This is a genomic window from Actinoallomurus purpureus (assembly GCF_024055795.1).
Classification (GTDB): Bacteria; Actinomycetota; Actinomycetes; order Streptosporangiales; family Streptosporangiaceae; genus Actinoallomurus; species Actinoallomurus purpureus.
Map to the genome: position 1 here is coordinate 84,377 of NZ_JAMXMY010000019.1, position 12,655 is coordinate 97,031.

At 71.7% G+C, this 12,655-nt stretch carries 8 protein-coding genes; 4 read left to right on the forward strand and 4 right to left on the reverse strand.

Annotated elements, in window-relative coordinates:
- Positions 1 to 179 precede the first annotated feature (179 nt).
- The gene (locus NE236_RS30345) at positions 180 to 1,523 is read right to left on the reverse strand and encodes a 6-phospho-beta-glucosidase (protein ID WP_252845616.1); all 1,344 of its coding nucleotides are present in this window, start codon (positions 1,521 to 1,523) and stop codon (positions 180 to 182) included.
- A 117-nt stretch (positions 1,524 to 1,640) separates the two neighbouring features.
- Here NE236_RS30345 and NE236_RS30350 point away from each other — a divergent pair, with 117 nt between their 5' ends.
- Positions 1,641 to 2,054 carry a cupin domain-containing protein gene (locus NE236_RS30350; protein WP_252845617.1) on the forward strand — a complete coding sequence of 138 codons (414 nt, stop codon included), beginning with the start codon at positions 1,641 to 1,643 and terminating at the stop codon, positions 2,052 to 2,054.
- An 85-nt stretch (positions 2,055 to 2,139) separates the two neighbouring features.
- Here the strand turns inward: NE236_RS30350 and NE236_RS30355 are convergent, their stop codons facing one another.
- A complete protein-coding gene (locus NE236_RS30355) occupies positions 2,140 to 6,174 on the reverse strand; it encodes a choice-of-anchor D domain-containing protein (protein WP_252845618.1) in 4,035 nt (1,344 codons plus the stop codon).
- A 305-nt stretch (positions 6,175 to 6,479) separates the two neighbouring features.
- On the opposite strand from NE236_RS30355, the gene NE236_RS30360 reads away from it, so the two are divergent.
- Both NE236_RS30360 and NE236_RS30365 read left to right on the forward strand, forming a co-directional pair.
- Positions 6,480 to 7,307, forward strand: a complete 828-nt coding sequence (locus NE236_RS30360; protein WP_252845619.1) for a trypsin-like serine peptidase — start codon at positions 6,480 to 6,482, stop codon at positions 7,305 to 7,307.
- 14 nt (positions 7,308 to 7,321) lie between these two features.
- The gene (locus NE236_RS30365) at positions 7,322 to 8,638 is read left to right on the forward strand and encodes a dihydrolipoyl dehydrogenase family protein (RefSeq protein ID WP_252845620.1); all 1,317 of its coding nucleotides are present in this window, start codon (positions 7,322 to 7,324) and stop codon (positions 8,636 to 8,638) included.
- 421 nt (positions 8,639 to 9,059) lie between these two features.
- Here NE236_RS30365 and NE236_RS30370 read toward each other — a convergent pair whose 3' ends face one another.
- The gene (locus NE236_RS30370; RefSeq protein WP_252845621.1) at positions 9,060 to 9,413 is read right to left on the reverse strand and encodes a VOC family protein; all 354 of its coding nucleotides are present in this window, start codon (positions 9,411 to 9,413) and stop codon (positions 9,060 to 9,062) included.
- A 136-nt stretch (positions 9,414 to 9,549) separates the two neighbouring features.
- The gene (locus NE236_RS30375; protein ID WP_252845622.1) at positions 9,550 to 10,074 is read right to left on the reverse strand and encodes a SecDF P1 head subdomain-containing protein; all 525 of its coding nucleotides are present in this window, start codon (positions 10,072 to 10,074) and stop codon (positions 9,550 to 9,552) included.
- Positions 10,075 to 10,444: 370 nt separating this feature from the next.
- On the opposite strand from NE236_RS30375, the gene NE236_RS30380 reads away from it, so the two are divergent.
- Positions 10,445 to 12,649 (forward strand): WD40 repeat domain-containing serine/threonine protein kinase, encoded by a 2,205-nt coding sequence (locus tag NE236_RS30380; protein WP_252845623.1) that lies wholly within the window; start codon positions 10,445 to 10,447, stop codon positions 12,647 to 12,649.
- Positions 12,650 to 12,655: the final 6 nt, after the last annotated feature.

Here is a 12,655-nt window from a genome sequence, read left to right on the forward strand (position 1 = left end):
GTCCGCTTAGCAATGACCCGGCCAATGGCATCCCGGTCCATCGCCTACTCCGGCAGCACAAGTCATTAACAGCCGGTAGTCAGGCGATATGTGGAGACAATTGACATTGGCCGTCGGCGCCGGACGTTACCGTTTTCGGGCAGGCGGTATTCGATCTTCGGACACTTGTGATCTTGATCTCAGGCGCGCAGGTACGCCAGCTCGGGGAAGTGCGCCTCGTACCGCTCCAGGAGGCGGCGGGCGACGGTGACCGAGTCGACGAGCGGATGCGTCGCCAGGGCGCGCAGCGCGGCCGGTCGGGAGCCGGTGGTCGCGGCCTCCAGCACCGCGCGTTCGACCGCCTTGATCGTGGTGACGAGGGCGAGCTGGTGGTCGGCGAGGGGGTCGCAGGCGACGGGGCGGGCGCCGTTGGCGTCGACGAGGCAGGGCACCTCGACGACGGCGTCGCCGTCCAGGCCGGGCAGGGCGCCCCGGTTGCGGACGTTGAGGATCAGGGTGGTGCGCTCGTCGTGGGCGATCGCGCGCATGAGCGCGAGGGCGACGTTCTCGTATCCGCCGGAATCCAGGTCGTGGGACGCGCGCTCGCCGGCGTCGGCGGCCTCGCGGTTCTCCGCCATGTAGGTGGTCTCGCGGGCCCTACGGGTCGCCTCCCAGGCATCCAGCGCGGAACCGGCGGAGTCGGGCGTACGGGCGTAGAAGTCGCGCTGCTGGTCCAGGACGAGGGCGCCCCGGGTGTGCTCGGCGTTCCCGGCAGCGGTGACCGCGTCGCGGTTGAAGTAGTAGTAGTGCAGGTACTCGTTGGGGACGGCGCCGATGGCCCGCAGCCACTCGCCGCCGAACAACCGGCCCTCCTCGAACGACGCGAGCGCGGCGTCGTCGGCCAGCAGGCTCGGGAGCACGTCGCGGCCATCGACGCGGACGGCGCGCAGCCAGCCCAGGTGGTTCAGCCCGGCGTAGTCGAACCAGGCGGCGTCCGCGTCGACGCCGAGTGCGGCGGCGACGCGGCGGCCCATGCCGATCGGCGAGTCACAGATGCCGATGACGCGGTCGCCGAGGTGGCGGGACATGGCCTCGGTGACGGTGCCCGCCGGGTTGGTGAAGTTGATGACCCAGGCGTCCGGGGCCAGCACGGCGACCCGGCGGGCGATGTCGACGGCGACCGGGATCGTGCGCAGGCCGTACGCGATGCCGCCCGCGCCGACGGTCTCCTGGCCGAGCACGCCCTCGTCGAGGGCCAGCCGCTCGTCGGCGGCGCGGCCGCCGAGCCCGCCGACGCGGATGGCCGAGAACACGAAGTCGGTGCCGGTGAGCGCCTCGTCGAGGTCGCTGGTGGCGGTGACCGCCGGGGCGTCCGGATGACCGGCGGCCTGCTCGGCGAGGACCTGACGGATCACGGCCGTACGGGCGGGGTCGAGGTCGTACAGGACGACGTCGGTGACGCGGCCCTTGCCCCGGTCGGCCAAGAGCGCGCGGTACACCAGCGGCACCCGGAACCCGCCACCGCCGAGAATCGTCAGTCTCATGATCCCGAGGCTAGTCCCGAGGCTACGGGCGGGATCCAGCAGGTTCGCCGCGTAGGGCTGTCACAAATGGGGAGACCGTCTTGTCCTTCTACGGACAGTCCCTGTTTGGAGGAATACATGAGCACTGAGCACGCACACCTGCCCCCAGGCGTTGACGTGATCGCGACCCTGCCGGAGGCGGCGGCCCGGATCCCGGCCGGCGCCGAGGCCAGGACCGTCCGGGTCACCCTGTCGCCCGGTGACCCCGGCGCGCCGCCGCACCGGCACCCCGGGCCGATCTTCGGCTACGTGACCCAGGGCGAGGTCCTCTTCGAGCTGGAGGGGCAACCGCCCCGGGTGCTCAAGGCCGGTGAGGCCCTGTTCGAGCCCGGCGGCGAGGTGATCCACTACCAGGGCGCCAACAACCTTCCGGACGCGCAGTCGGAGATGGTGGTGACCATGTTCGCACTGCCGGGTACCCCGATTCTGACCGTGGTCAGCGCGGAGGAACTGGACGAACGACGACACCTGCGGTTCACCCAGCCAAGCTAGCAGCGGGCACCGGCGGGCACGGTCCTGACGTGAGACAGCGGCAGGACCGTGTTCCCGGCTGGTGATGGTGGGTCCGGGTCGGCGGTCACTGACCCGTGTAGGTGACGTGCGGGTCGAGGACGGCGTGGGTGTCGGTGACGCCGCCGACCGCGCCGGTGAAGCCGACCAGCACCTTGGGCGGCAGCGTCACGGCGACGTCCAGGACCTGCGTGCCGTCGATCCGGACGACCATGTGGCTCGCCGTCGTGACCCGGACGTCGACCGCGTGCGTGCCGGTGCGCAGCGGCGGGATGGCGGTCGTCGTCTTCAGGAAGGTCAGCGTCCCGGAGCCCGCGCTCGCCGTGCCGACGCCCGCGAAATTGTGGCTCTTGACGCCCCCGCTGCCGTACGTGTCGAGCGCGGCGAACACCGCGGGCAGGCCGGCGACGCCCAGGCCCGCGCCCGCCGCGCCGATCGAGGCCGACGTGGCGGCGCTCGCGTCGAGCAGGGCGACGGTCAGGCCGTCGGCGCCGGTGTCGTGCGCGCCGCCGATCTGGGCGGTGAACGTGACGTGCAGGCCGCGAGGACGGACGGCGATCGCGTTGATGAGCGTCCCCGCGCCCGACTTCTGGCCGTCCCGGGTGAGGGTGACAGTGCTGCCCGCGACGCTGGTGAAGCCGCTGTACCCCCAGGTCGAGGTGGTCAGGTCCGGCAGTTCGTCGTCGCCGGTGCCGGTGAGCGGCACGACCGTACGGCCGCTGGTGGTGGTGACGCCAAGGCTCCCCGTGACGGTGCCGCCGATGGCGGGCCTGAACGTCACCGGCACGCTCACCGAGGCGCCCGGGGCGACCGTGGTGCCCGCCGAGGGGAGGGACACGGTGTACGGGACGTCGGGCGCCGCGACGGCCGACACGGTCTCGGGCTGACCGCCGTGGTTGGTGAGCGTGACCTTCGCCGTGCCGGTTCCGCCGACCTGCACCTCGCCGAAGTCGAGGGACGCGGGGCTCGCGGTGAGCGGCGCGCCCTTGGCCGCGACGGTGGTGATCGTGACGCCGCGTACGGTGTGGGCGTCGGCGCGGGTGCCCGTTCCGGCGGTGAAGCCGGGCAGGGCGGTGGCCGGGAGCGATCCGGCGGGGGCTGCGACGTCGAGAAGTCTCCGGCCGTCGACCGCGACCTTGAGGCGGCCGCCGGTCACGGTGACGTCGACGGCGTGGGTGCCGCTGCGCAGCGAGCGGGACACCTTCGCGGTGGCCCGGTAGGTGAGCGTCGTACCGCCGGGACCGGCCGCGACGCCGGTGAAGTTGGCCGACTTCGCCTGGGTGTTCTTGGTGGTCACGAGGGTGACGGCGACACCCCGCAGGCCGAGGAAGCCGACGCCCGCGCCGGTCCGGCCGACGGACGCGGGGGTCTGCGTGCGGGGGTCGAGGAGGGCGAAGGCGAGCCCGTCGCCGCCGGTCCCCGGGCCGAGTTCGGCGGTGAAGCGGGCGTGCAGGCCCTCGGTCGGCACCGCGCGGCGGTAGAACGCCGAACCGGCCTTCCGCGTGGCCGCTGGGTTGAGGAGCAGGTCCGTGCCGGTGACCTTGGCCGCCCCGTTGACCGACCAGGTGACGGCGTCCGGCGCCGGGAGCGTTCCCGTGCCGGTGCCGGTCAGCTTCACCGACATGAGCCCCTGTCCGGCGTCGCCGGTCAGGTCGTACGTCGCCGTCTGCGCGCCGGGCCGCGTGGGCGTGAACGTGACCGACTGGTGGACGACGTCGCCGGGGCTGATGACGGTGCCCTCCGCAAGGGGCGCGATGCTGGTGAAGTCGCCGATCGGCGCCTTGGCCTTGGGAACCGTGACCGGCAGATTGCCCGCGTTGGTGATGTCGAAGCTCAGGGAGCGCGACGATCCGGTGGCCAGCGAGCCGAAGTCGACGGCGCCCGGGGTGATGACCAGCCTGCCCGCGCCGGTCACCGCCGTACCGGTGACGGGGACGGTGAGGGTTCCGGACGTCGAGGTGACGGTGACGGAGGTGCCGTCCGAACCGGGTGCGGCCGGCGCGTACGTCACCGCGACGACGAACGACCCGCCCGGCTTGACCACGGTGTCCGCCGCGGGCAGGCCGGAGACCGTGAACGGTCCGGTCGCGCCCGTCACCGAGGTGATCGTCTCGTCGGCGGTTCCGGTGTTGGTCACCTGGACGTTGACGGTGGCGGTGGAGCCGACGGGCTGCTCGTTGAAGGTCGCGGCGGCGGGCGTTGAGGTCAGCCCCGCCTTGGTGCCGAGGCCGTTCAGGGCGAAGCCGACCGTGCCGGCGTCCGTGGTGGCCCACAGGATGTCGCCCGCCGCGCCCGGACCCGCCGGCGTGAACGACACGGGCAGGTCGACGGTCGCGTCCTTGGCCAGGGACAGCGGCAACGCGGGCGCGGTGACGCCGAACGGCGCGGAGGTGGACAGCGCCGTGATGGTCAGGTCGCGGGTCGCCGTCAGCGTGAGCGTGCGCGTCCCGGCGCCGCCCACGTCGGTGCCGCCGAAGTCGACCGGGCTGCCGGTGAGCACGGAGGCGGCCGGCCGGCCGAAGCCGATGACCTTCCCGTCGCGGGTGCCGACGAACACCCGGCCGCCGTCGGTGGCCGGGACCGTGAACTTGACCGCGGTGCCGATCGGCGTGGACCACAGAAGCCTGAGCCGGCCCTGCCCGTCGGGGAGGGCGGAGTACGCCCGCAGCTGGGCGTTGCCGCCCTTCGGGCCGTCGGCCCACACCGCCCAGACGACCGCGCTCTCCGCCTTGCCGCCGTCCGAGGTGATCACCGGCGAGCCCGAGGTGTACGGGAAGATCTCCGCGCTGGCGCCGACCTGCGTGAGGGCGGGCAGGCTGTCACTCGCCCCGGCCCTGAGCGCGCGGAGCGGGCCGCCGTTGCCGATCAGGTAGACGTAGCCGCCGTCGCCGCCGCTCCACGCGGCCGGGTGTCCCCACTGGCCCTGGTACGGGCCGACCACGCCGAGGACGGCGTCGGTGCCGCCCGCGCCCTGCGACCGGCCGCCCAGGGCGTCGCGGTCCAGGAGGAAGACCCGGCCGTCCTTGCCCTGCTCGACGAGGACGTGGGGGTGCGCGCTCGTGCCGAAGGAGTCCGGGAGGGCGATCGGGCCGCCGGCGCCGAGGTCCGTGTCGTTCGTGTCGAGCTTGGGGGCGTTCGCCGGGCTGAAGAAGTCGCCGGCCGACAGGGTGCCGTCGGCGCCCACGTCGAGGCGGACCACCGACTCCGAGAGGGTTCCCGGCGGTTTGTTCCCCGGCCCGGCCGGGGCCATCACGCCGTTGCCGGTGCTGAGGAAGACGCGCCCGGAACCATCAGAGACCAGGCCGCCGCCGGACTGCCAGATGCCCGCGCCCTTGGACGAGGACGTGACCTCACTGGCCCACATCGAGGTGACCTTGGCGGCCGTGGTGCTGACCCCGACGACGTAGCCGCGGTACTCCCCGTGGTCGCAGTGCGCGCCGAACCCGGCGTAGACCGCGCCGTCCAGCAGCAACAGCCCCGGCCGCTGCATCTCGACCATCGGGTCGAACGCCACGGTCGGGTCGTTGGTCGCCGTGCCGGCGATCGTCACGGGCCAGCCCGGCCGTTCGTCCCCGGTGGCGGGATCGAGCGCGTGCATGTACCAGTGCGGGTGCTGGACGTCGGCGCCGTCGTTGACCTTCGTCGTGAGGTACACGGCCTTGGACGCGGGGTCGTAGACCGGCGCGGACGTGCTGCCGAGGTCGGGGGCGAGGTCACCGCAGGTGATGGCCGACGCCGGCCAGGACGGGCCGAGGGCGCGCTGCCACGTGATCGCGCCGGTGGCCGGGTCCAGGCCGTAGACGTTGTTGTGCTCGGTGGTCGCGATCAGCGTGCCGTCGACCGACAGCGGCTGGGCGTACACCTGGCCGTCGAGCTGCGTCGCGAACAGCTGCCCGAAGTCGGACGAGCCGACGGCGGCCGGGCCGAGGCCGGGTTCGTCCCGGTCCCACCCGGTGCGCAGCGGGTCGCGGGAGACGGTGGTCACGTCGCCGGCCGCGGGCACCGCCGTTCCCGTCGCGACGGCCACGGCCGTCCCCGCCAGGACGGCGAGCAGCGCACGCCCCACCCTCGAACGCGTCGCGAGCCGCATCCCGAACCCCATCCCCCGAGGCGACACCACGCTGGCTCGCTCATTTGCCCATAAATGTGACAAAAAGTGTTCGATGCGAACGTAACCGGTGTTACGGGTCGATACAGCGACAATCGGCCGAATGCGTGCGGCAATCGTCACCGGACACGCCGAGCAGCGCGTTCACCAGTTCGGATAGCCTCTATAACGATCAGGTCACGGCCAGGCCTGGTCGGAGGGCCAAGCCTGGAGGCGTTCCCAGGGTCCTCACAGCAACAACCCAGGATGCGGCGAGTTTCGGGAGTTATCCCTAGGAAAGAACCCGGCAGGGGGGTGCGATGCGTAGATTGTTGTGGTTGGTGATGTCGACGGTGCTGCTGGCAGGCTGCGCCGCAGCTCACGGGACGACGAGGCCCCACGTCACGCCTGACTCCTCGGCCGGGCACCCGTACCCGACGACCAGCGCTCCACCGCCCCCCCTGCCGAGCGGCACGCCGACCGCGCAGACCGCGGTGTACGGCCGCCGGGTCGGGGCCCTCTTCTCCCACGACACCTCGGGCACCCACTTCTGCACCGCCAGCACGGTCGCCAGTCCCAACCGCAACCTGATCATCACCGCCGCGCACTGCCTGCACGGCGGCAAGGACAGCGAGTACGTCGACGACCTGGTGTTCGTGCCCGGCTACCGCGACGGCAAGGCCCCGTACGGCGTCTGGAAGGTCCGCACGAAGCTCGTCGACACCCGCTGGACGCACGACTCGGACGAGGACCTCGACGTCGGCTTCGCGGTGGTCGAGCCGCTGAACGGCCAGAACGTCGCCGACGTCGTCGGCGCCAACACGCTCGCCATCGACCCCGGCTTCCGCAACGTCGTACGGGTCACCGGCTACCCGATTCGGTCCGACAAGCCGATCACCTGCCGGAACGCCACGACCAAGGAGGACACTTTCCAGCTGCGGTTCGCGTGCAACGGGTACTTCCCGGGCACCAGCGGCAGCCCGTGGCTCGCCGACTACGACCCGAACACCCGCACCGGCCGCATCGTCGGTGTGATCGGCGGACGCGACGAGGGCGGCGACGAAGACGACGTCTCCTACAGCTCCTACTTCGACGAGGACGTCAAGCGCCTCTACGACGAGGCGGTGCGGGAGAGCGCCCCGCAGTAGGCGAGGATGACGTCATGGACGTCGACGTCATCGTGATCGGGCTCGGCCCGGGTGGAGAAGAGGTCGCGGGAAGCCTCGCCGCGGCCGGGCTCGCGGTCGTGGGCATCGAGGACCGCCTCGTGGGCGGCGAGTGCCCCTACTGGGGCTGCATCCCCAGCAAGATGATGATCCGCGCGGCGGATCTGATCGCCGAGGGCCACCGCATCCCCGGGATGGCCGGAGAGGCGGACGTGCGGCCCTCCTGGGCGCCGGTCGCGCGCCGGGTGCGCGAGGCCACCGACGGCTGGGACGACAAGGTGGCGGCCGACCGGTTCACCGGCAAGGGCGGCACGCTGGTGCGCGGCAAGGGCCGGATCACCGGCCCGGGCGAGGTCACCGTCGAAGGCCAGGTGTTCCGCGCCCGCAAGGGCATCGTCATCTCCAATGGCACGGCGCCGTCCGTACCCCCGATCGAGGGCCTGCGCGACACGCCGTACTGGACCAACCGGGAGGCCATCGAGACCACCGAGGTCCCCGAGTCGCTGATCGTGCTGGGCGGCGGGGCGATCGGCTCGGAGCTCGCCCAGGTGTTCGCCCGGTTCGGCAGCCGGGTGACGGTGGTCGAGGCCCTGCCCCGGCTGCTCGCCCTGGAGGAGCCCGAGTCCAGTGAGCTGCTGCGGAAGGTCTTCGAGAACGAGGGCATCGCCGTACGCACCGGGGCGAAGGTGGAGCGGGTCCGTCACGACGGCGACGGGTTCGTCCTGAACGACGACCTGCGGGCCGAACGGCTCCTCGTCGCCACCGGGCGCCGTACGGACCTGAAGGCGCTGGGCGTCGCGGCGGCCGGCCTGGACGAGAACGCGCGGTTCGTCGACGTCGACGAGCGGATGCGCGCCGCCGACGGGATCTGGGCGGTCGGCGACGTCACCGGCAAGGGCGCGTTCACGCACGTCTCGGTGTACCAGGCGCGGATCGTCGTACGGGAGATCCTCGGCCAGGACGGCCCGCCCGCCGACTACCGGGCGCTGCCGCGCGTGACGTTCACCGACCCGGAGATCGGCGCGGTCGGCCTGACCGAGCAGCAGGCCCGCGACCAGGGGCTGGACGTGCGCGTCCACCACACCGACATCTCCGTGTCCGCGCGGGGCTGGATCCACAAGGCCGAGGGTTTCCTCAAGCTCATCGAGCACGACGGCGTGCTGATCGGCGCGACGTCGGCCGGGCCGGTCGGCGGCGAGGTCCTCAGCGCGCTCGCGGTCGCGATCCACGGCGAGGTCCCGGTCGAGCGCCTCCGGAACATGATCTACGCGTACCCGACCTTCCACCGCGCCATCGAGGCCGCCCTGCTCTGAGCCCGGCTCCTCACCCGCCGGAGCCCGTGAGCCGACGAAAGAGTCGTCCTGGTACGTCGGCGGGTTCTCAAGCAGTGGCCATATCGAGGACCCCGGGCACTCCTGAGCCATTCGGTAAGCCTGAAAGGGGTGTCCAGTTAACCGCTGCCGCCAAGAAGGGCGATTTCAAAGTCGGCGAAGACGACCACCAGGCATACATCGGCAACGGCCCTGGGGGGATCCGTGTGTTTCCACAGCTTCTACTCAGGCGAGAAAATTCTCGTCTCAGTGGACGGCGGCTGAGGCGGTGACGTGCCGTCGGTGCCCGTTACATGGGCATGTATCACGCAGAGAACTCTTCGCCAGCGGCACCGCCGACGCCTCGTCGTGGCTACGGTTTCTCGGGACGGACAGCTACGTCACCGCCTGCGTGAAGACGCGGTCAGGCGGGCTGCCACAGCTCGACCCGATTGCCCTCAGGATCGGTGACCCAGCCGAATCGACCGACACCCTCCATGTCCTGCGTTTCTTTGGCCACGTCCGCTCCCTTGGCGCGCAATTGCGCGAGCATCGCATCCAGGTCGCGGACCCGGAAGTTGAGCATGGTTTGCCGGGTGCGGGACCCGAAGTAGTCGGTCTCGGACTCGAACGTCGCGAACACCGTCAGCCCGGCTCCCTGACGCCACAGGCCGTTCTCATCGGCGTCCAGGCCTAGGCAATCGCGATACCACGCGCTCAGGGCCGCCGGGTCGGCGGCCCGCATGAAGTATCCACCGATTCCAAGCACACGTTCCATGCCACTATCTTGCCAGGACGGCGATCGGATCTCGCGATTCGCCCGAAATGCAGAGTTTCCGGCGAGGATGCCGCGACGCCGGTTCACAGCCGGGTGAGCCACACGCCCAGGCGTGGGCCGCGCTGCTCTGACCGGGTCAGCCGCTCCGGCCGGTCAGACGGCGGAAGAGCCGTTTGACGGCCTTCTGGTCGAAGCCGCCGCTGATCTCGAGGCTGCCGCCGGTGATGGTCTGGGCGACCGTCGGTGCGGAGACGACCTCGCCGCCGACCACGATGGCGATCTTGTTGCCGGGCTGCTGCGGTCCCACCGCGGCGGCCCGGGCGCTCAGCCCCGCGAAGGCCTGGGCGTCCGCGGTCTCCAGGTTCAGGCGGAGCGCCCACGACGTCTGGCCGTGAGCGCCGTCCGGGGGCTGCACCGTGATTTCCTTGACCCGGGTCACCGTCATTCCGCCGTCGGCGGTGAGCCGGTAGCACGTCCGCCCGTCCGCGTCCGGAGTGCCGCCGCCCGAGCACGGCCCCGGGGTCTCCGCGGTCACCTGCTGGAACCGGATCGGCGTCTTCAGCGGGCCCGAGGCGCGGGTCGAGTCGCCGTTCCGGGTGAGGAGCAGTATCGCCGTCGCCGCACCGGCCAGCAGCAACACCACCACGACGGCGACGATCACGATGAGCGGAGCCCTGCCGCGCCGGGGCGGGCCCGGCGCCAAGCCCTGGCCCGGGTCATAGGCGTACGGCGGCGGATCGTAGGGCGGTGGGCCTGGAGCTCCCGGTGGCGGAGCATAGGGCGGCGGGCCCGAAGGTCCCGGTGGCGGAGCGTAGGGCGGTGGGCCCGAAGATCCCGGCGGCCCGTACGGTCCCCAGCCCGGAGGTTCCGGAGGTCCGTACGGCTGCGAACCCGGCTGCTCGGCCAATGCTTCCTCCGGATACGGGTGCGATCTCGCCCTTGTCCTACACCACGGAGCGCCGCGGGTCGAGGTCGCCGATCCCGGCGGTGCGATGGGAACCCCCCTGAGCGGGCACGCGTCTGATGTGATCATGGAGGGCACTCCGGACGGCGAGCGGGAACTCATCAACGGGCGGTACCGCCTGCTCGAGGTCATCGGCCAGGGCGGCATGGGCACCGTGTGGCGCGGCCACGACGAGATGCTCGACCGCGAGGTCGCCATCAAGCGGGTGCTCTTCCCGCCCGACGTGGACGACGACGAACGCGCCGAACTGACCACCCTGGCGTTGCGCGAGGCCCGCGCCACCGCACGGCTGAACCACCCGGGCGTCGTGACCATCTACGACGTCATCGACGACGGCTCCCCCGTCATCGTCATGGAGTTCATCGAGGGCCGTTCGCTCGCCGACATCCTCCGGGAGGAGGTGCGCCTGCCGTACCGGCGGGTCGCCGAGATCGGCGCGGCCGTGCTCGACGCGCTGCGGGAGGCCCACGCCGCCGGCATCGTGCACCGTGATCTCAAGCCCGCCAACATCCTGATCACCGACCGGCGGATCGTGCTCACCGACTTCGGCGTCGCCCAGCGGGTCGGTGAACGCGCCGAGGACTTCGACGACGTCCTCGGCACCCCGGCGTTCATGGCACCCGAGCAGGCGGAGAACGCCGCCGCCAGCCCCGCCGCGGACCTGTGGTCGCTCGGCGCCGTCATGTTCAACGCCGTCGAGGGCAGGCCACCGTTCCAGGGCCCCGACCATGCCACCGTCCTGCTCACCCTCCTCACCCAGGACGCGCCCGCCCTGGTCAACGGGGGGCCGCTCAAACCCCTGATCGCCTCGCTCCTGGTCAAAGACCCGGAGCGCCGCCCGACCGCCGAGGAGACAGCCGAACGGCTGAAGGCGGTCCTGCGCCAGGACGACGACAGCACGTCACCGGCGCAGGGAAGGCCGGCCATCGCCGCGCCGGACGCGGGGAAGGGCGTCGGCAGGCCGGATCCCGGAAGATCGGCCTCACCGCCGCCGTCTGCGGCCAAGCCGACGTCCCCGGGACCCGGCGCGCCCGCGTCCGGCCCGAAGCCCGCCGCCGGTCCCGTGTCCCTTCCGCCGCGCCCCCACCGCGTACGCCCCGCCGGTCCCAACCCGCACCATCTGCCCGCCCCGAGGTCTTCGTCGGAGGCCCAGCGGTTCAAAGCGACCGTGGCCGGACCGGTCGTCGCCGTGGTCTTCCTCCTGGGCCTGTACCTCTTCACGCACATCTCTTCGGGTGGCTCGGCTTCGAGCGGCGTCAACCCGAGCCCTTCCGATCCGTTCGACGGCCTCCCGGGCCTCCCGTCCTCCGCCCCGAGCGCGAGCACCCCGCCCGAAGCCTCACCGAGCCCGGACTCCTCGGGCTTCGAGGTGACGGCGGTCAGCCCCGATGGGAAGCGCGTCGCCTTCGGCGGTGAATCAGGGGTGGTCTGGGTGTACGACACGGCGTCTCATAAGCTGCTCAGCACCTTCGACGCGACCCCGGATGACATTCAGGTGACCACGGCGCTGGCCTTCAGCCCCGACGGCCGGACCATCGCCGTCGCCGCCGGCGGACCCACCGTCATCTGGGACATCGCCAAGCGCAAGAGGCACGAGCTTCCCGACTTTCGCGACGTGGTCTCCACGCTGCGGTTCAACACCGACGGCCGGACCCTCACCGCTGTCGGCGCGGGAGGCACCACCGGGGTCTGGACCGTCCGTACCGGCGAACACGTCTTCAAGACCATCCCGCTCCCCAAGGACACTCTGTGCCTGGCCACGTCGCTGAGCGTCGATGGGCGCGATGTCGCCTGCGGTTACTACGGGGGCGGCAACGATCAAGGCGGTGTCATCGTCTGGGACGTCGCGAACAACCGGCAGGCCGCCGCGTGGCCGGGCGTCCACTCGATCGATGCCCTGGCGATCAGCCCGGATGGCAGGACCATCGCCTTCGCCGACAGCGACAACCTGCTTCAGGTGTGGGACGTCGCCGCGCATCGCCAGATCCATACTTTGGGCGTCAAGGTGGACTCGGTCGACAACGCCCTGGTCTTCGGCTCCGACGGGAAGACGCTCGCCGTTCCCTCAACCGATACGGGCACCCTGCAGGACACCATCGAGATCTGGGATGTCTCCCGTGAGCAGAAGATGGTGACGCTTTCCGACGTCAACGGCCCGCGCGGGGCCGCGATGGGCCCGAAGGGCACCGTGCTGGCCACCGCGGAGGACAGCGACGGTGGCACGCTCTGGAGCGTGCGGTCCGGCAAGAGGCTCGCGTCCTGGCGCCCGTGACCTCCT